The following is a 19,077-nucleotide window of genomic DNA, read 5'->3' as shown; positions in this document are numbered from 1 at the left end:
GCCGGCAGCTCACCGACACGGCATGCGCCATTACCGCTACCGAGGACAGGGCAACCTTGCTGGACCTACACGGCATCCCCGGTCGAAATCCTGGCGTACGCTGGGAAGTTGACCTCGACCGCGCCAAGATCCCCGAAAGATTCCCGACAGAGTCAAGCTAGGGTTGCTGCCCATGTGGCCAGGACAGAACCAGCCGCCCGGGGGCGAGCACCACCCGCAGGACCAGAACCCGTACCAGCAGCCGGGGTATCAGCAGCCCAACCCGTACCAGCAGCCCGGGTACCAGCAGCCCGGCCCCTACGCACAGCAGCAGTGGGGAGCGCGGTCACCGGCCGGCGCCCCGCGGTTGCCGGGCGGTGGCGGTGACGGGAACAGGACGAAGGTCACCGCCATCGTGGCGGCCACGGCCGTGGTGATCGCCGCCGGAGTGACCGGTTTCCTCGTCCTCGGCGGCGACAAGGACGAGGAGGCCGCGGGGGGCAAAGGAAAGGGGACGGCCCCGGCCAGTGCGAGCGCGTCCACAGACCCCGGCACCCCGGCGTCCGGCGACCGTGCGAACGACGGCGAGGACGACTCGCGCAGCACCGCGGAGGAGAAGCCGACCGTCCCGGGCTGGAAGGTCGTCATCAGCCCGAAGTACGGCACGGTGTTCGATGTCCCCGCCCGCTGGGAGGTCGGCACCCCGAGCAGGATCACCGGCTTCGAGTGGAAGGAGAACGGCACGACCGGCCGGGTCAGCGTCAGCGCCCCCGCGTACCTCGAGCCCGGCTGGTGCACGAACGACGACGGCAAGGACGGCACCAAGGACGAGACTCCGCTGGCCATCACCGGAACGAGCGGCGACAACGGCGCCAGTTCCACAAAACAGGCGGCCGAGAATCGGGTGCCCCTGTATGTCTACGGCGGCTACACGCAGCCGGACACGAAGAGCATCACGTACACCCGGGCGAAGTCGTACACCACGAAATCCGGCCTCACCGGAAGCCTCGCCACGGCCTACTCGGTCAACGCTCCCCAGAAGGGGGAGTGCGACAGCGACGGCAAGGCCGTCACCTTCGCGTTCAAGAACGCCTCCGGCGATTTCGTCGCCTGGAGCCTGTTCGGCGCCAAGGGGGTCGACGGGGAGGTCCCTGAGGCCACGGTCCAGAAGATCCTGAGCACGGTGCGCCTCGTGCGGGGCTGACCCCTCGGAGCAGCCTTCCGCCCCGGCTTTCCGCCCAGAGGCCGAAAACGTGTTTGGCAAGTCGGCCCCGCGGCGCCATAGTCGCCCAGTGACCTCACCCCCCACCTCCCGCCTCCGGCCCGCCTGGGCGGGCCGTAACTACACCCTGCTGACCGCCGCCGCGGTCGTCACCAACCTGGGCAGCCACGGCGCCCTGATCGCCGCGGCGTTCGCGGTCCTGGACACGGGCGGCGACGGCGGTGACGTCGGGCTGGTCGCGGCGGCGCGGACGCTGCCCCTGGTGCTGTTCCTGCTGATCGGCGGCGCGATCGCGGACCGCGTCCCCCGGCACCACGTGATGGTCGCGGCCAACACGCTCAACTGCCTTTCGCAGGGCGCCTTCGCGGTGCTCGTCCTGGCCGGCGAGCCGCGGTTGTGGCAGATGATGCTGCTGTCCGCCCTCGGCGGCACCGGGCAGGCGTTCTTCAACCCGGCTGCCGAGGGCATGCTGTTGGCCTCCGTCACCAGTGAACAGGCGGGCCGTGCCTTCGCCCTGTTCCGCTTCGCCTCGCAGGGCGCGACGCTGAGCGGCGCGGCCCTCGGCGGTGTGCTGGTGGCCGTGGTGGGACCCGGCTGGGTGCTCGCGGTGGACGCGGCGGCGTTCGCGGTCGCCGGGGCGATGCGCTCCTTCCTCGACGTCAGCCACATCCCGCCGCGCGAACCGGGAGGCGGCCTGCTCGCCGATCTCAGGGACGGCTGGCGGGAGTTCACCGGGCGCACCTGGCTGTGGGCGATCGTCGTCCAGTTCTCCCTGGTGAACGCGGTCATCGTCGCGGCCGACTCGGTCTACGGGCCCCAGGTGGCCCGGGACCATCTGGGCGGGGCGGGTCCGTGGGGCCTGGCGCTGGCCCTGTACGGGGCCGGCATGGCGGCCGGGGCGCTGCTGATGGCCCGCTGGAAACCCCGTCGGTTGCTCCTCGTTGGCATCCTCTGCGTCTTCCCGTTCGCCCTCCCGTCCGCCGCGCTCGCCGTTCCCGTGCCGGTCGCCCTGCTGTGCGTGGCGATGTTCGTGAGCGGTCTGTCGATCGAGGTGTTCGGCGTCTCCTGGATGACCGCGCTGCACCAGGAGATCCCCGAGGAGAAACTGTCCCGCGTCGCCGCCTACGACTGGTTCGGCTCCGTGTCGGTCGTGCCCCTCGCCGCCGCGCTCGCGGGCCCGGCGGAGAGCGCCTTCGGGCGGTCGGCCGCCCTGTGGGGCTGCGCGGCGCTGGTCGTCGTGGCGACGGCGGCGGTACTGGGCGTGCGGGACGTCCGGACTCTGACACGGCGCGGCAAGCCGGTGGCGCAGGGCGCCCCGGACACCGAGGCCGGTCCGGGGCCCTCACCCGCCGCCGGTTCAGCCGATACCGAAGGCCCCGTCGGGCGGCTCGGGTGACGGTACGGCGTCCTCCTCGCGCACGGGGGTGGCCGTGCCGATGAGGTCGCGCAGTGCCCTGCCGTGCTCGACCCGCGCCGGAAAGGCATCGGCGGCCGTGCGTCGGGTGAGGGCGGCGGTGTCGAGCGCATGGTGGGCGGCCAGGAGCACCGCGTTGCCGAAGCGGCGGCCGCGCAGCACGGCGGGCTCGGCGATCAGCGCGAGTTCCTCGAACACCGCGGCGAACGTGGCGAGCTGGGACCTGAGGAAGGCGAACGGCGCCGCGTCGGCGAGGTTCGCCATATAGACGCCTTCGGCGCGCAGCACCCGCTCGGCGGCCCGCGCGTACGCCACGGTCGTCAGGTGCGCGGGGACGCGTGAGCCGCCGAAGACGTCCGCGATCACGACGTCCGCGGAGTCGGCCGGGGCACTTTCGAGCCATTCCCGCGCGTCCGCGCCGTGCAGGACCGTCCTGTGGCCGTCGGGCAGGGGCAGATGCTCACCGACCAGGTCCAGCAGCCCCCGGTCGGCCTCCACCACGTGCTGCCGCGAGCCGGGCCGGGTCGCGGCGACGTACCTCGGCAGGGTGAGCGCTCCCCCACCGAGGTGCAGCACGTCGAGCGCCCGACCCGGCTCGGCGACCGTGTCCAGCACGTGTCCCAGCCGCCGCGCGTACTCGAACTCCAGATGCGTGGGCGCGTCCAGATCGACATACGACTGCGGCGCCCCGTCCACCGTCAGCAGCCAGGCCCGCTCCCGGTCGACGTCCGGCATGAGCTTGGCGGTCCCGTGGTCGGTGACGCGGGTGACGGGTATGGGGTCGGTCACGGGGCCCATTGTGCCGGTACGGCGCCGCGGAGGGACGCGCCCCGAAGGGTCGCGGGGAACCGCGCGACCGGCCAGAAACCGGCCCGCGGTCCACCACCCGCCCGAGGCACCCCCTTCAGTGGACCGAAGTCACCGTCCCCGCGCCCACGGTCCGCCCACCCTCACGAATGGCGAACCCGAGCCCCGCCTCCAGAGGCACCTCACGCCCCAGCTCCACGCTCATCGTGACCGTGTCACCGGGACGCGCGACGGCCACCTCACCGAGGTCGACGTCCCCCACCACATCCGCGGTACGGATGTAGAACTGCGGCCGGTACCCCGTGGCGACGGGCGTCGTACGACCGCCCTCCCGCGCCGACAGGACGTACACCCGCGCGGTGAAGCGCCGCCGCGGCACGACGCTGCCGGGCGCCGCCACGACATGCCCGCGCCGGACGGAGTCCCTCGGCACACCGCGAAGCAGCAGCGCCACGTTGTCCCCGGCCTGCGCCTCCTCCATGGGCTTGCCGAAGGTCTCCAGACCCGTGACCACCGTCTCCAGGCCGGCGCCGAGCACGTCGACCCGGTCGCCGACGCGGATCGTGCCCCGCTCGACGGCACCGGTCACGACCGTGCCGCGGCCGGTGATCGTGAGCACGTTCTCGACCGGCAACAGGAACGGCGCGTCCAGGTACCGCTCGGGCATGGGCACGTACGTGTCCACCGCGTCGAGCAGCGCCTCGATCGACGCCGTCCACCGCGGGTCGCCCTCCAGCGCCTTCAGGCCGGAGACCCGTACGACGGGCACGGAGTCGCCCCCGTATCCGTGCGCGCTGAGCAGTTCCCGGACCTCCAGCTCGACGAGGTCGGCGAGCACGGTGTCCTCGCCGTCGTCGACGGCGTCGGCCTTGTTGAGCGCCACCACGATGTGGTTGACGCCCACCTGCCGGGCGAGCAGCACGTGCTCGGCGGTCTGCGGCATGATCCCGTCGAGCGCGGAGACGACGAGTATCGCCCCGTCGAGCTGCGCGGCGCCGGTGACCATGTTCTTGACGTAGTCGGCGTGTCCGGGCATGTCGACGTGCGCGTAGTGCCGGGTGTCCGTCTCGTACTCGACGTGTGCGATGTTGATGGTGATGCCGCGCGCCGCCTCCTCCGGGGCGCGGTCGATGCGGTCGAACGGCACGAACTGCGTGCCACCCGTGCCGCCCGGGCCACCGGGCGCCCCGCGCTCGGCGAGCACCTTGGTGATGGCGGCGGTCAGGGTGGTCTTCCCGTGGTCGACGTGACCCATCGTGCCGATGTTCAGGTGCGGTTTGGTGCGGACGTAAGCCGTCTTGGGCATGGCGGTACCTCGAAGCCTCTCAGTGATGGTGCTGAGTGATGGCCCGGGCGCGGGAACGCGGCCGGGACGGGGACCCCAAGGACTTGCCGACCCTCCCCCTGCGGGGTCCGCCGGACGATCCGGGAAGGGTCAGCTTCGGGCGCCGTCTGCGGCGGCCGCGACGATCACAAGGGCAGCCTTCGGCGCATCCGCGACTGCCGCGGATGCTGCGAGAACGAAGGCGTGCCAGAACATGGCGTCGATCATCGCCGACCCGGCGGTGCCCGTCGAATGGTTTTCGGGGCGGACGGTGCCGGACGGGAGATGGGGGCCGGCGGGACGAGAGATGCTTCACATGAACGCTCGCGCGTCGGTTACGTGGGGTGGTGTCCGCGCTTCGGGAGTTGCGGGGGCGCGTGTTCAAGGCCCCGCGGTGGCCTCGCGCCGGGCGCACGGCGGCTTCGGGAGCGCGTCCGCTCCGGGCCGGACCCGTCAGGCCTGGTCAGGGCGGGTGCCGACGCGCAGTCCCGCCCGTACGAACGCCTGGCGCCGTTGCCCTGCCGGTCGCTCGCGGGCTGTACGCGGTGGTGATGCGTGTCAATGCCCTGCCCCGGAGGGGGACATACCGCACCCGGACGGGGGTATCCGGCTGTTCCGCTTCCTGTGACGCCGATGAGACGAACCGTACGGCGATCACTCACATTGGTCGGTTACTGTCGCGGAATGCTCGATGCCACCACCCGCTCTGGAGGCACCGCCACGGCCGTTCCCCCGGCCACCGCAGCGGAGCTCGCCGTCGTCCCGGCCACCGTCACCCCGGTGGCACCGACCGGTCTCGCCGCGCGCTGCACCAGAGTGCTGCTCTCCCCGTGGTCGCGGTTCGCACTGCTCGTCGCCCTGCTCGCGACGGCCGCGTCGAGCGTGCTGCTGTTCGAACCGCAGCGGCTGCTGGCCGACGGCTGGCCACCGCAGCTCGGCGGTGCCGCGGCGGCCGTGGTGTTCGCGGTGGCGTACGGGCTGTGCACGGTCGCCTTCGTGCCCCGGCCGCTGCTCAACCTCGCGGCGGGCGCCCTCTTCGGCTCGCAGCTCGGGCTGGGAGCCGCGCTCTCGGGCACCGTCCTCGGGGCGGGGCTCGCGTTCGGTCTCGGCCGGATCCTCGGGCAGGACGCGCTGCGCCCGCTGCTGCGCGCCCGCTTTCTGAAGGCAGCGGACGGGCAGCTCAGCCGGCACGGCTTCCGCTCGATGATGGTGTGCCGGCTGTTCCCCGGGGTGCCCTTCTGGGCGGCGAACTACTGCGCGGCCTTCTCCCGCATGGGCTGGCTGCCGTTCCTGCTCGCCACGGCGCTCGGTTCGATCCCGAACACGGCGGCGTACGTCGTGGCCGGCTCCCGCGCCTCGTCACCGACCTCGCCCGCCTTCCTGATCGCCATGGCGGTCATCGCTGTGCCTGCCCTGATCGGCGCGGTCGTCGCCTGGCGCAAGCGGCACCACCTGCGCGGGCACTGAGCCCGGCATCTCACTCAGACGCTCTCCAGCACCATGGCGTTGGCGAGCCCGCCCGCCTCGCACATGGTCTGCAGCGCGTACCGGGCTCCCCTCGCACGCATGGCGTGCACGAGGGTCGTCGTGAGCCGGGTGCCGCTCGCGCCCAGTGGGTGACCGATCGCGATCGCGCCGCCGTGCACGTTGACCTTGGCGAGGTCGGCGCCCGTCTCCTGCCGCCAGGCCAGGACGACACTGGAGAAGGCCTCGTTGACCTCGAAGAGGTCGATGTCGGCAAGCGTCAGCCCCGCCCGGCGGAGCACCTTCTCGGTGGCGGGGACGACGCCCGTGAGCATGAGCAGCGGGTCGGACCCGGTGACGGCGAAGCTGTGCAGCCGGGCGAGGGGGCGCAGACCGAGGCGCGCCGCGGTCTCGCTCGACGTGATGAGCACGGCCGAGGCGCCGTCGTTGATCGGGCTCGCGTTGCCCGCGGTGACGTTCCACTCGATCTGCGGGAAGCGCTCGGCGAAGTCCGGGTCGTGGTAGGCGGGCCGGAGTCCGGCGAGGATCTCGGTGGTGCTGCCGGGGCGTACGCACTCGTCGCGTGTCACGCCCTCCAGGGGTGCGACCTCGGCGTCGAAGAGGCCGCCGTCCCAGGCCGCCGCGGCCTTCTGGTGGGAGGACACCGCGAAGGCGTCCATCTGCTCACGGCTGATGGACCACTTGGCGGCGATCAGCTCGGCGCTGATGCCCTGGGGCACCAGGCCCTCCGGGTAGCGGGCGGCGACGCCGGGCCCGAAGGGGTCCTTGCCCGCGGGCACGTTCGACCACATCGGCACGCGGCTCATCGACTCCACCCCACAGGCGACGACCAGGTCGTACGCCCCTGACATGACGCCCTGGGCGGCGAAGTGCACGGCCTGCTGCGAGGAGCCGCACTGCCGGTCGACCGTGGTCGCGGGGACCGTCTCGGGGAAGCCCGCGGAGAGCACGGCGTAGCGGGTCGTGTTCATGGCCTGTTCCCCGACCTGGTCGACGGTGCCGCCGATGACGTCGTCGATGAGCGCCGGGTCGACTCCGGAGCGCTCGACGAGGGTGCGCAGGGTGTGGGCGAGGAGATCCACGGGGTGGACGTGGGCGAGGGCGCCGTTCGGCTTGCCCTTGCCCACGGGGGTGCGTACGGCTTCGACGATGACTGCGTCGCGCATGGTGCGGCCTCCTTGCCGGCGGACGCCAGGGCGATTGCCCCAGGGTGATTACCAGTGAGTAGGAAATTCAAACTCACCCTAGCCGAGCAAGTTGGAAAAACAAACTCTTAAGTTGGAAAGGCAAACCCTCCCCTAGACTGGGTGAATGCCCGCCGCCAAGGATCCCCGCCCCTGTTCGATCGCCGACACCCTGGAACTCGTCGGTGAGAAGCACTCCCTGCTCGTCCTGCGCGAGGTGTGCCTTGGCAACGGACGGTTCGACCAGCTCGTCCGCAACATCGGTGCCCCGCGTGACGTCCTGGCCGCGCGTCTGAAGCGGCTGGTGGACGCGGGTGTGCTGGAGAAGGTGGCCTACAGCGAGAAGCCGCTGCGCCACGAGTACCGGCCCACCCCGGCCGGGCTGGAGCTGGAGCCGGTCCTGGTCACCCTCAAGGAGTGGGGCGACCGCCACCTCAACGCGGAGGCCCCGCCGATGGTCCTGGAGCACGTCTGCGGCCACGAACTGGTCCCGCGCGTGGTCTGCTCGGAGTGCGGCGAAGACGTCCGGCACGAGGACCTGAGGGCCCACCCCCAGGCCCCCGGCTGGACGGTGGCGGGGCCGGCGGTGGCGTGACAAGGAGGAGGCCCTGCCGCACGGCAGGACACCTGGTTCGTCACAAGCCCCGCAAGAGAACCTTCAGGACGTCCCCTTGTACACGTCGAGCCGTCCGCACATCCCGAACTTGCCGTAGGCGGCGGGCTGTTCCGCCTTCACGACGGCATCGCAGAGGTGCGACAGATCGCCCCGCTCCAGCCGGTCGAGCTGGTCCCCCGTCGCCGCGGCGGCCGCCTGCGCACCGCGCTGCCAGCGCGCCCGCCAGTCGGCGAGCCGGGGCCGTACCAGCGCGGCCGCGGCCCGGTGGAAGGCGGCCAGCGGCTCCGGCCCGTCGGCGTCGCGCAGCGCCCGGTACCCCTGCAGGGCGAGGTCGCGCCGTGCGCGGGCGATCCGCTCCTGCTCGGCCTCCGGGACGTCGGCCGGGATGGCCGTGGCGGCGGCGTACGTCTCCGGATCGGTCAGGTACTCGGGCGGCAGGGTCAGCACGGCGTCACCCGCCTCGGGAAGCCCGTTGTTCTGCATCAGCACCGTGATGCGCAGGTCGTCCTCGTTCACCAGCCGGTGGATGGTGCCGGGCGTGAACCAGGCGACCGTGCCGGGCACGAGGGGCGTGACCTCGTACCCGGACGTCGTGAGGGTCTGCACCGCCCCGTGCCCGCCCGTGACGACGTACGCCTCCGAACACGTCAGGTGCATGTGGGGAGTCCCTCCGCACACCCCGTCCGCCGCGGGCCAGTCGTAGACGGACAGGTGCGAGACGGCGACGGCTCCCGGCAGTCCAGAGAACTCCATGGGACTCACCTCCCGTACTCCTCGTGCTCGGCGTGCTTGTCGTGCTCGGCGTGCTCGGCGTGCTTGTCGTGGAGGCTCACCACGGATGCTCCTCCAGGTACTTGACGATCTCCTCCCGCTCCCAGGCCCCGTCGGCCACCACGACCCGGTAGCGGCGGGTGAGCGTGTCGCCGGGAGCGAGCTCCAGTTCCTCGAAGAAGGCCCAGGAGGGGGCGACGGCGGCGAAGGGCTCGTTGCGGACGAACCAGTGGGCCGGGTGGGTGCCCCCGGCGCCCGTGTGGTCGTTCTCGGGGGCGTGGGCGAAGACGAGCGTGGCGTGCCCGTCGGTGCCGTCGTGCTCGCCCGAGTAGGCGAGCCAGGGTGCCTGCCCGCCCATCATTGCGGGCCCCTCGGAGTCAGGCCCGATGATCCGCCCCTCCCGGAAGGCCCGCGGACCACGCCAGAAGAGGCCCGTGTAGCCGGCCATCTCGCGCCCGGCGGTGGTCGGACTGCCGAAGCGCAGCGGCTCGTCACGCCGGTTCGTGATGGCGCTCGTCCAGGTCAGCGCCCAGGATCCCGACCCCAGGTCGACGTCGTGCACCTCGATCCGGCGCTCCTCCTCGGCCCACAGCTCCCCGGTGTACGGATGCCAGGTGAGCCGCTCGGCGATCACCACGCGGTCGCCGTCCGAGGCGACCTCGTCGAAGCCGGTGTGGGCCATCGACCCCACCCGCTCCGGGAGTTCGAGGTACCCCTCACCGTGGACGTAGCAGTTGCCGCCCCACAGGTTCTGGCCGGACAGGTGCGAGGCCGTCATCTGCAGGCCCTTGTGCCAGCGGTGGTCGTTGGGCCGGTAGTCGGTGACCACGTCGCCCGCCAGGGTCCTGATCGGGTGCAGGTAGGGCTTGGGAGCCTCCCAGGCCGCCTCCGGCTTGTAGACGTAGGCGAAGAGCTCGACGCCGGTGGTGGGTTCGGTGACCGTGACGCGGTCGCCGTGGGCGTGGACGACGCGCAGTCCTTCGGGATACGTCATGCCGGGATCTCCTCGCTCGGGGCGGTCTCCGACGCCGGTGTCACCACGGGTGCCCAGCCCGGGGCGCCTCCGTGCATGGCGGTGTAGTACGGGTCACCGGGCCCGATCTCCCCGGCCCGCACGGTCGTGTCGGTGAACGCCGACTTGTAGATCGCGGTGATCAGCTCCAGGCTGGTCCGGCCGTCGGCGCCACTGCTGCGCGGCCGCTCCCCGGCGCGCATGGCGGCGACGAGGTCCCGCAACTGCTCCAGGTGCGAGCTCGGCACGTCCGCGCCGAAGTCCTGCCAGGAGGCCGCCTCGGCCTTGGGGACGCCGGGCGCGGCGGTGATGCGCCAGTTGTCGTTGCTGTGGCCGTACAGGTGGGTCAGTTCGACGGTGGCCCGCTCGCAGTCGATGCGGATGCGGCTGACCTCGTCGGGGCTGAGCACGCTGTTCACGATGGTGGCCATCGCGCCGTTCTCGAAGCGGACGAGGGCGGTGGAGACGTCCTCGGTCTCCACGTCGTGGACCAGGCGCCCGGCCATGGCCCGCACCTCGCACCACGGTCCGAGCAGGTCGAGCAGGAGGTCCATCTGGTGGATGCCGTGGCCCATGGCGGGCCCGCCGCCCTCGCTCTGCCAGCGACCACGCCAGGGCACGGCGTAGTAGGCGGCGTCGCGGTACCAGGTCGTCTGGCAGTGCGCCACCAGCGGGCGCCCCATGGCCTGCTCGGCGATCAGCCGCCGCACGTGCCGCGATCCCGAGCCGAAGCGGTGCTGGAAGACGATCGAGGCGTACGGTCCGCCGTCGGTGCCCTCCTCCGCCTCCACGGCGTCGAAGTCCGCGAGCGTGGGCACGGGCGGCTTCTCGCACCACACCCAGGCGCCGGCCCGCAGCGCGGCCAGGGTCTGATCGCGGTGCAGCGTCGGCGGGGTGCAGACGCTGACCAGGTCGGGCCGCTGCTCCGCCAGCATCCGGTCCAGATCGGTGTACGCGTGGGGAACGCCGCCCGCCTCGCAGAACGCCTTCACCGCGTCGGCGTCGATGTCGACCGCGGCGACCACCTCGGTCTCGCCCTCCTCGGCGAGCCGGGCGAGCGCGGGCAGGTGGGAGCCGCGGGCGATGGCACCGGTGCCGATGATCGCGGCCCGGATGCGACGGCCGCTCAGCGGGCCGTTCAGCGGGGCCGCGGGGCGGTCGGGACCGCCGGAATCCGCGCGCGGGTCCGTCCTCGGGCCTGTGCTCGGGTCCGAGTTCTGGGCGGGGTCGGGACTCTGGGCGTTGCTGGGTGTGGGCATGGACGTGATCAGCACTCCATCGGACGGGACGTCAGACGCTGGCCAACGCCTGTTGGCTCCGGGCGGGCCGGTGGCAGCAAGCGCTTTCTCCTCCGGCTGCAACGTATGTGTCGACATAGTGACCGGTCAACACCGCCGACGCCCCGGGCCGATCAGCGCGCCGCCCCTCCCGGCGCCGCTTTCGCCGCTCGCCCCGGCCTCACCCGGTCTGCCCGTGCCTGGACGACGGCCCGACCCTCACCACCCGCCGCGCACGCATGAGGGCAGCGTGCCCTGGGAAGTGCTCGGGGGCCTCAGCCCCTCCGCCACGGTGCCGACCGGGCGCCCTCGCCCCCGGCACCCTCTGCACCACCGGCCCCGGGCGCCCCTGTGGCAACCCTGTCACCGGAGGGCGCTACGCTGCCCCTCAACACCCTTGATCAGCCCGCCCCCGCGGCCACGGCGTGTCCGTCGGCCCTCCCACGAGCAGCGCTTGGACCACCTAACTCCATGTCTTGGTTTGAATCCCTCATCCTCGGACTCGTCCAGGGGCTGACGGAGTTCCTCCCCATCTCCTCGAGCGCGCACCTGCGCCTGACCGCCGCGTTCTCCGGCTGGGAGGACCCCGGTGCCGCCTTCACGGCGATCACGCAGATCGGCACGGAAGCCGCGGTGCTGATCTACTTCCGCAAGGACATCGTCAACATCATCTCGGCGTGGTTCCGCTCGCTGGTGAACAAGGAGATGCGCGGCGACCACGACGCCCAGATGGGCTGGCTGGTGATCGTCGGCTCGATCCCGATCGGCGTACTCGGTGTGACGCTCAAGGACCAGATCGAGGGGCCGTTCCGCGATCTGCGCATCACCGCCACGACGCTGATCGTCATGGGCATCGTCCTCGGCGTCGCCGACCGGCTGGCGGCACGGGACGAGGCAGGCGGGAGGCACCGGGCGCCCAAGCAGCGCAAGACGCTGGACCAGCTGACCGTCCGGGACGGTCTGATCTACGGCATCTGCCAGGCCATGGCCCTCATCCCGGGCGTCTCCCGCTCCGGCGCCACGATCAGCGGCGGCCTGCTCATGGGCTACAAGCGCGAGGCCGCGGCCCGCTACTCCTTCCTGCTCGCCATCCCGGCGGTGCTCGCGTCCGGCGGCTACGAGCTGAAGGACGCGATGGAGGGCGGTCACGTCTCCTGGGGGCCGACGGTCTTCGCCACGATCATCGCGTTCGTGGTCGGCTACGCGGTGATCGCGTGGTTCATGAAGTTCATCTCCACGAAGAGCTTCATGCCGTTCGTCTGGTACCGCATCGCCCTCGGCATCCTGATCATCGTGCTGGTGTCGACGGGCGCGCTGAGCCCGCACGCGGCGGAGTCGGCGGGCTGACGCACTACCCGAACTCCCCATCGTGACCAACCACATACCGCACGGGTAGCCGCGCGGTAGCGCACTGTCAGCCGTTGCCCCTACGCTAAACGGCATGTCCCCCGATTCCATGACCCCTGGTTCCGTGCGGTCCGCTGCTGATCTGAACGAGGAGATCCGAGCCCTGTGGATGCGCGCGGGCGGCTCTCTGTCGGCGCAGGAGCGGGCCGAGTACGAACTGCTGGTCGTCAAGTGGGCGGCGGCGATACGCGGAGAGGTCATCGAGGCGGCCTGAGGGCATCGGGGCGAGCGGGACGTCGGCAAGGGCAGCGGGTTGAGATCCGGCGCCGGGCGTACAGGCCCGGGCGCGTCTCGTGGGACCGTCATCTTCCTGAACGGCACGTCCAGTTCGGGCAAGTCGAGCATCGCCACCGAGCTGCTCCGGATCCTCGACGAGCCGTACTTCCACCTACCGGTGGACGCGTTCCACGCGATGCGGACGCGTCAGGAGATTCCTCCGGAGCGGCTCGCCACGGTTCTGCACAACACCTGGCGCGGCTTTCACCGGGCGGTGGCCGGGATGGCCGCCGGCGGCAACAACGTCGTCGTGGACCACGTGCTGAGCGAGGAATGGCGGTTGCGGGACTGTCTCGACCTCTTCGCCCCGCAGGACGTCGTGTTCGTCGGGGTGCGCTGCCCGCGCGGCGAGCTGGAGCGGCGGGAGCGCGAGCGTGGTGACCGGCCACCCGGCCTGGCCGTACGGCAGTTGCCCCAGGTTCACGCCCACGGCGTGTACGACGTCGAGTGCGACACCAGTCGCGCCGACCCCCGCGCGTGCGCCCGCCTCATCAAGGAGTTCCTGCCGCACCGTCCCACGCCCACGGCGTTCCAGCGGCTGCGCCAGAAGATCTCCGACGACGACATCCCTGGCTGAGCCGTCGCCCCGCGGCCTGCCGGCAGCTGTACGACCGGCGGCTCGCGCCCAGCAAGGCGTCCCGCGCCTGCCCTCTCCCGGCGCTGAAAAACCCGGCAACCTTTTCCGCGCCGGCGACCACTGATGAGTCGAGAGCTCCTTCACCGGAGTACTCACCGAACCCCGAGCTCCCCGCACCACGTGCTCTCCCGAACCACGCAAGGACTCATCAGTGGCATCCCCTTTCCCCGGGCCGTCGCACCCCGGCTCGTCGCACCCCCGTCCGTCGCACCGCTCACCCCGCCGCAAGCGGCGCACCGTCATCCTTCCGGCCGCCGTGGCGGCCGTCGCACTCGCCATGTCCCTGGTCCTGGCTCTCCGACCCGACCGCGAGAGAGATGACGGCCCGGCCGTGGCCACGCCCGTCGCCGGCACTCAGGTGACCGCGTCGACGGAGGCGCCGCAGCGGAAGCCGTCCACGCCCTCACCGACCACGACGGCCGGCACGGCGACCCCGAAGGCGACGGCGACCACCTCGTCCGCCAAGCCGTCCGCCAGGCGCACCCCGCCGACGGTGTCCGCCGCGGCACCGTTGGCCGGACGGATCCGGCCCGACGTCACCTACCGGGGAGTCGCGACGTTCTACGACGCCGGCACGGGCGACGGCGCCTGCCTGTTCGGCCCGAGCGACGACCTCATGGTCGCCGCGATGAACCACACCGACTACGAGTCGTCGAAGGCCTGCGGGGCGTACGTGCGCGTCCGCGCGGCGGGCGGCGCCTCCATCACGGTCCGGATCACCAACGAATGCCCGCTGCCCTGCGCACCCGGGCAGCTCGACCTCAGCGCACAGGCCTTCGCCAAGCTCGCCGACCCCTCGCGTGGCCAGATCCCCATCACCTGGACCTTGCTCAGCCCCGATACGTCCGACACGGTCTCCATCCGGTACAAGACGGGGTCGAGCCGCTGGTGGTGCGCCATCCAGGTGGTCGGCCACCGGAACCCGGTAGCGCGTCTGGAGGTCCGCGCCGGCGGCGGCTGGCGCCGGCTGCCGCGTACCGACTACAACCACTTCCTCTCCGAGGACGGCAGCGGGTGCGGTGGCGCGATCAGGATCACCGACATCTACGGAGAGCGACTGGCGGTCGACGGGATCGCGCTGCGGCCGAACGTCGAGCAACCGACCCGGGTCCAGTTCGCCCGGCACTGACCTGCCCACCGAATATCCCCCTGCAGGCCCCTTGGCGGGGCCCGCCCCTTCCCCCAACACTGAGCCGATGACACAGCGTGCGGAGCTCGCCACCGTGATGGACCGGCTGGCCGTGGACGAGATGGTCACCGAGTACGCCGTCGCCGTGGACGACGGCGACTGGGCCGCGTACCGAGGGCTGTTCACCCCGGACGGACGCGCGGACTACCGCTCGGCCGGAGGCATCGAGGGGAACGCCGCCGAGGTCGCCGGATGGCTCGCGCGGAGCATGGAACTCTTCAGCGTGCGGCAGCACCTGATCGTCAACCGGCGCGTCCGCTTCGGTGTACTGGAGCACGACACCGGCGACACCGCCGACGTCCAGGCGGACTACGTCAACCCGATGCGGTTCGCCGGCCACGGCGGCGGACCCGCGGCCCCGGACTTCGTGTGCGGCGGCCGCTACGCCTTCGCCCTGGTGCGTACGGACGAGGGCTGGCGGCTGCGCGAGGTGGTGGTCCGGGAGAAATGGCGGAACGCGCCCGCCCGGCAGCCCACCACACCCTGAGCGGCCCGGACCGCCGGCCCACCACACCCTCAGCGGCCCGGACCAGCAGTTCGCCACGCCCACACGCCCCGAACCGCCCCGAGCGGAGATCGGCCTGGCTGGAGATCACCTGTCGGAGATCGTCCGCCGAGCGCACACTGGAGGTACGCACCACCGGGGAGGGAGGCGCTGCATGAGGTTGCCCGGTCACTGGCTCGCCTCCCCGTGGCGACGCGGCGTACTGGCCGTGTCGTCCGGGGCCCTGCCGATGTTCGCGTTCCCGGCGCCGTCCCTGTGGTGGTTCGCCTACGTCGCCCTGGTGCCCTGGATGCTGCTGGCCCGCTCGGCGCCCACGGGCAGGCGTGCCCTGTACGACGGCTGGCTGGGCGGTCTCGGCTTCATGCTGGCCGTGCACCACTGGCTGCTGCCGAGCCTGCACGTGTTCACGTTCGTGATAGCCGCGCTGCTGGGCGCTCTGTGGGCGCCCTGGGGCTGGCTGGTGCGCCGGTTCCTCGCCGGTGCGCCCCCGGCCCGGCGGGTGGTGGCCGCGCTGCTCGTCCTGCCGTCGGGCTGGCTGATGGTGGAACTCGTACGGTCCTGGCAGGGGCTGGGCGGGCCATGGGGGCTGCTCGGGTCCAGCCAGTGGCAGGTGGAGCCGGCGCTGCGGCTGGCCTCGGTCGGCGGGGTCTGGCTGCTCAGCTTCCTGGTCGTGGCGGTCAACGTCGCCGTCACCGTGCTCGTCGCGGTACGGCGCTCCCGTGTTCCCGCGGTCGCCGGGCTCGTCGCGACGGCCGTCGTCACGTCCGCGGCCTGGATGTGGTCGCCGCGGCCCGACGGGGACGGCCGGGTGCGGATCGCGGTCGTGCAGCCCGGTGTCGTCCCCGGCCCCGACAGGCGGTTCGCCCGCGAGGAGGCCCTCACCCGCGAGCTCGCCGGGCAGGACCTCGATCTGGTCGTCTGGGGCGAGAGCAGCGTCGGCTACGACCTCGCCGGCCGCCCCGACCTCGCCAACCGTATCGCCGCCCTCTCCCGCGAGACGGGGGCCGACATCCTGGTGAACGTCGACGCCCGCCGCTCCGACCGCCCCGGCATCTACAAGAGCTCGGTACTGGTCGGGCCGCAGGGCCCCACCGGCAAGCGCTACGACAAGATGCGGCTGGTCCCCTTCGGTGAGTACGTGCCCTTCCGTTCGGTGCTCGGCTGGGCCACGTCGGTCGGCAAGGCGGCGGGTGAGGACCGTATCCGGGGCAGCGAGCAGGTCGTGATGAACGTGGGGAACGGTCTGAAGGTGGGCCCCATGGTGTGCTTCGAGTCCGCGTTCCCTGACATGAGCCGCCATCTCACCCGGGACGGGGCCCAGCTGCTGCTCGCCCAGTCGGCGACCTCCACCTTCCAGCACAGCTGGGCGCCCGGGCAGCACGCCTCGCTGGCCGCGCTGCGGGCCGCCGAGACGGGCCGCCCGATGGTGCACGCGACCCTCACCGGGGTCTCCGCGGTCTACGGCCCGAGCGGCGAGCGCATCGGCTCCTGGCTCGGCACCGACGCCGGCACGACGGCGGTGTACGAGGTGCCGCTGGCGGACGGTGTGACGCCGTACGCCCGGTACGGCGCGTGGCCGGTGTACGCGGCGGGGCTGATCCTGGTCGTGCTGGGTGCCGTCGAGGGCGCGCGGTCCGTACGGCTCAGGAGGACGGCTCCTGAACCGCCCGCACGACCCGCTCGCACAGCTCGTGAGTCGCCAGCGCGTCACGGGCGCTGAGCACCTTGCCCGCGCGTACGGCGTCGAGGAAGGCGAGCACCGCCTGCTCGATGCCGCGCTGCCGGGCCACCGGCACCCAGTCGCCGCGCCGCCGCACGGTCGGCTGCCCCTTGTGATCGATGACCTCGGCGAGGTTCACGACCTGGCGCTTGGTGTCCTGTCCGGACACCTCGAGGATCTCCTCGGCCGAACCGCTCAGCCGGTTCATCACCCCGAGCGCCGTGAAGCCGTCGCCGGACAGCTGGAGCACGACGTGGTGCAGCAGTCCGTCCTCGGCGCGGGCGCGCACGGTCACGTCGTCGATCGGCCCCGGCACCAGGAACCGCAGGGTGTCGACGACGTGGATGAAGTCGTCGAGGATCATCGTGCGCGGCACCTCGGGAAGACCGACGCGGTTCTTCTGCATGAGGATCAGCTCCCGGGGATGGTCCGCGCACTGCGCGTACCCGGGGGCGTACCGCCGGTTGAAGCCCACCGCCAGGGAGACGTCGCGCTCCTCGGCCAGCTCCACCAGGCGTTCGGAGTCGGCGAGCGCGTACGCCAGCGGCTTGTCCACGTACGTCGGTATGCCCGCCTCCAGGAGCCGCGCGACGATCTCCGGGTGCACGTCGGTGGGAGCGTGGACGAAGGCCGCGTCGAGGTTTTGGGCGAGCAGGGCGTCGAGGTCGGCGTGCCGCCGCTCCGCGGGGAGGTGGAGGCTGTCGGCGACCCGGTCGAGCGTCGCGGGCGTCCGCGTCTGCAGGTGCAGTTCGACGCCCGGCTGGGTGCCGAGCACCGGCAGGTACGCCTTCTGCGCGATGTCACCGAGTCCGATGCAGCCGACCTTCACAGGGATCTCCCGTCCAGCGCCTTGGGGCGCAGGGCTTCTCGTAGCGCCTACGGTGTGCCGACACGTGCCTCGTCCGAAGCATACGGCTGCGGTGACGGACGCCGGCCGAGCGGGGAGAGGCGGGGAGGAGCGCACACGGGTCCGTAAAACACGTGGTGCCGGGTTCGTCACTCCACGAGGATGCACACATGACGATCAAGCGCACCGAGCCCGCTACCGACGCCGACGAGCGGTCCATGCTGGAGGGGTTCCTCGACTACCACCGCCAGACACTGGAGATGAAGTGCGCGGGCCTGGACGACTCCCAGCTCAGGACCGCGTCGGTGCCGCCCTCCGAACTCTCCCTGATGGGTCTCGTCCGGCACATGGCGGACGTGGAACGCGGCTGGTTCCGCAGGGTGCTCGCCGGTGAGGACGCGGCGCCCCTCTACTACGGCGACGAGGACCGGGACGGCGAGTTCCACCTGACCGACACGGACACCTGGCAGGACGCGTACGCCACCTGGCAGGCCGAGATCGCCGCGGCCCGGAGCAACGCGGCGGGCTTCGCCCTGGACGACGTGAGCAAGGGCAGGAGCCGGTTCACCGAGGAGCCCATCACGCTGCGGTGGATCTACACCCACATGATCGAGGAGTACGCGCGGCACAACGGCCACGCGGATCTGCTGAGGGAGCGCATCGACGGCGCCACCGGCGAGTGACGTCATCACCCTTGCGGGGCAACCCGGGCCCTTATCGTCCCCAGAGCGCCTCGGACACAGCAGAGTTGCGCGGGTGCACCGAACGACGACCCCCCATGCGCTCCTGGTCACCATGGCCGCCGCGGCTCTCTCCGGCTGTGTGACCATCCAGCACCCGCACCCTCCCGACGTGGCGCCGGCACCGTCCCGGCCGTCGGCGCCACTGCCCGACGGCCCGGTCGGCCCCCAGGTCGTGCAGGCCCCGGCACAGGAGGCGCTGGAGCTCATCGGCCCGCCGCGGACACCGACCCCGAGCGCGCCCCCGGCCCGGGGCGCCGCCTCGCCCCCTGCCGCGGCACCCCCGCCTCCCAGGCCCCTCCGGCCGAGCCCCGCCCCGCCGGCCTCCCCGAAGCCCCGCGTGCCCGCCCCGCGGCCCGTGATCCCCCGGGGCCTGGCCGAACCGCCCAGGACCAACGACGTCTGCGCCCTGGGCCGTAAGTACGGCGGGTGGGCGAAGGACAGCCCGCAGGCCACCATCTGTCAGGACACCTACGGACGGTGACGTCACTCCCCGGCGCCAGGCCCGCTGTTCCAGCGGTCCTGGCGGCTCCCCTCCCCCGTCGGCTCCACGCTCGTCGTCCGTCCCTCAGGACGCTCGTCGGGACGCTCACGGCAGGCACTGACGACCGGGGTCAGGCCGGCCCGTACGGCCACTGGGCCGGGCCGGTGACGGCCCCAGGGTG

At 72.1% G+C, this 19,077-nt stretch carries 19 protein-coding genes; 12 read left to right on the top strand and 7 right to left on the bottom strand.

Annotated elements, in window-relative coordinates; genetic code table 11:
- Positions 1-172: 172 nt before the first annotated feature.
- Positions 173-1,183 carry a DUF8017 domain-containing protein gene (locus ACZ49J_RS40310; RefSeq protein ID WP_467456065.1) on the top strand — a complete coding sequence of 337 codons (1,011 nt, stop codon included), beginning with the start codon at positions 173-175 and terminating at the stop codon, positions 1,181-1,183.
- A gap of 88 nt (positions 1,184-1,271) precedes the next feature.
- Positions 1,272-2,597, top strand: coding sequence for an MFS transporter (locus tag ACZ49J_RS40305; RefSeq protein ID WP_467456063.1), 1,326 nt, complete (start codon positions 1,272-1,274; stop codon positions 2,595-2,597).
- Here ACZ49J_RS40305 and ACZ49J_RS40300 read toward each other — a convergent pair.
- Both ACZ49J_RS40300 and tuf read right to left on the bottom strand, forming a co-directional pair.
- Positions 2,559-3,404: a spermidine synthase gene (locus ACZ49J_RS40300; RefSeq protein WP_467456061.1), complete on the bottom strand. Its 846-nt coding sequence runs from the start codon at positions 3,402-3,404 to the stop codon at positions 2,559-2,561. The genes ACZ49J_RS40305 and ACZ49J_RS40300 overlap by 39 nt on opposite strands.
- A gap of 115 nt (positions 3,405-3,519) precedes the next feature.
- Complete coding sequence (gene tuf, locus ACZ49J_RS40295; protein WP_467456059.1) at positions 3,520-4,728, bottom strand: elongation factor Tu; 1,209 nt, start codon at positions 4,726-4,728, stop codon at positions 3,520-3,522.
- Positions 4,729-5,430: 702 nt separating this feature from the next.
- On the opposite strand from tuf, the gene ACZ49J_RS40290 reads away from it, so the two are divergent.
- A complete protein-coding gene (locus ACZ49J_RS40290) occupies positions 5,431-6,213 on the top strand; it encodes a TVP38/TMEM64 family protein (protein ID WP_467456057.1) in 783 nt (260 codons plus the stop codon).
- 14 nt (positions 6,214-6,227) lie between these two features.
- Here the strand turns inward: ACZ49J_RS40290 and ACZ49J_RS40285 are convergent, their stop codons facing one another.
- Positions 6,228-7,397: a thiolase family protein gene (locus ACZ49J_RS40285; RefSeq protein WP_467456055.1), complete on the bottom strand. Its 1,170-nt coding sequence runs from the start codon at positions 7,395-7,397 to the stop codon at positions 6,228-6,230.
- A gap of 145 nt (positions 7,398-7,542) precedes the next feature.
- Here ACZ49J_RS40285 and ACZ49J_RS40280 point away from each other — a divergent pair, with 145 nt between their 5' ends.
- Positions 7,543-8,010, top strand: coding sequence for a winged helix-turn-helix transcriptional regulator (locus ACZ49J_RS40280; RefSeq protein ID WP_467456053.1), 468 nt, complete (start codon positions 7,543-7,545; stop codon positions 8,008-8,010).
- A gap of 63 nt (positions 8,011-8,073) precedes the next feature.
- Here ACZ49J_RS40280 and ACZ49J_RS40275 read toward each other — a convergent pair whose 3' ends face one another.
- The 3 genes from ACZ49J_RS40275 to ACZ49J_RS40265 form a co-directional block, all read right to left on the bottom strand.
- On the bottom strand, positions 8,074-8,784 hold the full coding sequence (locus tag ACZ49J_RS40275; RefSeq protein WP_467456051.1) for a cupin domain-containing protein: 711 nt from the start codon (positions 8,782-8,784) through the stop codon (positions 8,074-8,076).
- 76 nt (positions 8,785-8,860) lie between these two features.
- On the bottom strand, positions 8,861-9,796 hold the full coding sequence (locus tag ACZ49J_RS40270) for a DUF6807 domain-containing protein (RefSeq protein ID WP_467456049.1): 936 nt from the start codon (positions 9,794-9,796) through the stop codon (positions 8,861-8,863).
- Positions 9,793-11,073, bottom strand: coding sequence for a Gfo/Idh/MocA family protein (locus tag ACZ49J_RS40265; protein WP_467456047.1), 1,281 nt, complete (start codon positions 11,071-11,073; stop codon positions 9,793-9,795). Before ACZ49J_RS40265 ends, ACZ49J_RS40270 begins: the two co-directional genes overlap by 4 nt.
- Positions 11,074-11,562: 489 nt before the next feature.
- On the opposite strand from ACZ49J_RS40265, the gene ACZ49J_RS40260 reads away from it, so the two are divergent.
- The 6 genes from ACZ49J_RS40260 to lnt all read left to right on the top strand — a co-directional run bounded on the left by ACZ49J_RS40260 (position 11,563) and on the right by lnt (position 16,825).
- Positions 11,563-12,438 (top strand): undecaprenyl-diphosphate phosphatase, encoded by an 876-nt coding sequence (locus ACZ49J_RS40260; protein WP_467456045.1) that lies wholly within the window; start codon positions 11,563-11,565, stop codon positions 12,436-12,438.
- Between the two features lie 94 nt (positions 12,439-12,532).
- A complete protein-coding gene (locus tag ACZ49J_RS40255) occupies positions 12,533-12,712 on the top strand; it encodes a hypothetical protein (RefSeq protein ID WP_467456043.1) in 180 nt (59 codons plus the stop codon).
- Positions 12,713-12,751: 39 nt separating this feature from the next.
- Entirely contained in the window at positions 12,752-13,351 is a 600-nt protein-coding gene (locus tag ACZ49J_RS40250) for a chloramphenicol phosphotransferase CPT family protein (protein WP_467456041.1), read from the top strand.
- Positions 13,352-13,562: 211 nt separating this feature from the next.
- Positions 13,563-14,540: an expansin EXLX1 family cellulose-binding protein gene (locus ACZ49J_RS40245; protein ID WP_467456039.1), complete on the top strand. Its 978-nt coding sequence runs from the start codon at positions 13,563-13,565 to the stop codon at positions 14,538-14,540.
- A 67-nt stretch (positions 14,541-14,607) separates the two neighbouring features.
- Positions 14,608-15,087, top strand: coding sequence for a nuclear transport factor 2 family protein (locus ACZ49J_RS40240; protein WP_467456038.1), 480 nt, complete (start codon positions 14,608-14,610; stop codon positions 15,085-15,087).
- A 172-nt stretch (positions 15,088-15,259) separates the two neighbouring features.
- The gene (gene lnt / locus ACZ49J_RS40235; RefSeq protein ID WP_467456037.1) at positions 15,260-16,825 is read left to right on the top strand and encodes an apolipoprotein N-acyltransferase; all 1,566 of its coding nucleotides are present in this window, start codon (positions 15,260-15,262) and stop codon (positions 16,823-16,825) included.
- On the opposite strand, the gene ACZ49J_RS40230 is transcribed toward lnt, so the two are convergent.
- Positions 16,749-17,654: a Gfo/Idh/MocA family protein gene (locus tag ACZ49J_RS40230; protein WP_467456035.1), complete on the bottom strand. Its 906-nt coding sequence runs from the start codon at positions 17,652-17,654 to the stop codon at positions 16,749-16,751. The genes lnt and ACZ49J_RS40230 overlap by 77 nt on opposite strands.
- 188 nt (positions 17,655-17,842) lie before the next feature.
- On the opposite strand from ACZ49J_RS40230, the gene ACZ49J_RS40225 reads away from it, so the two are divergent.
- Together ACZ49J_RS40225 and ACZ49J_RS40220 are read left to right on the top strand one after the other, a co-directional pair.
- Positions 17,843-18,355: a DinB family protein gene (locus tag ACZ49J_RS40225; RefSeq protein WP_467456033.1), complete on the top strand. Its 513-nt coding sequence runs from the start codon at positions 17,843-17,845 to the stop codon at positions 18,353-18,355.
- Between the two features lie 73 nt (positions 18,356-18,428).
- A complete protein-coding gene (locus tag ACZ49J_RS40220; RefSeq protein ID WP_467456031.1) occupies positions 18,429-18,896 on the top strand; it encodes a hypothetical protein in 468 nt (155 codons plus the stop codon).
- Positions 18,897-19,077 lie beyond the last annotated feature (181 nt).

It is taken from the genome of Streptomyces sp. NPDC030840 (assembly GCF_055572015.1).
The sequence above is the reverse complement of the archived record's forward strand: the minus strand, read 5'-3'. Positions and strand labels throughout refer to the sequence as shown.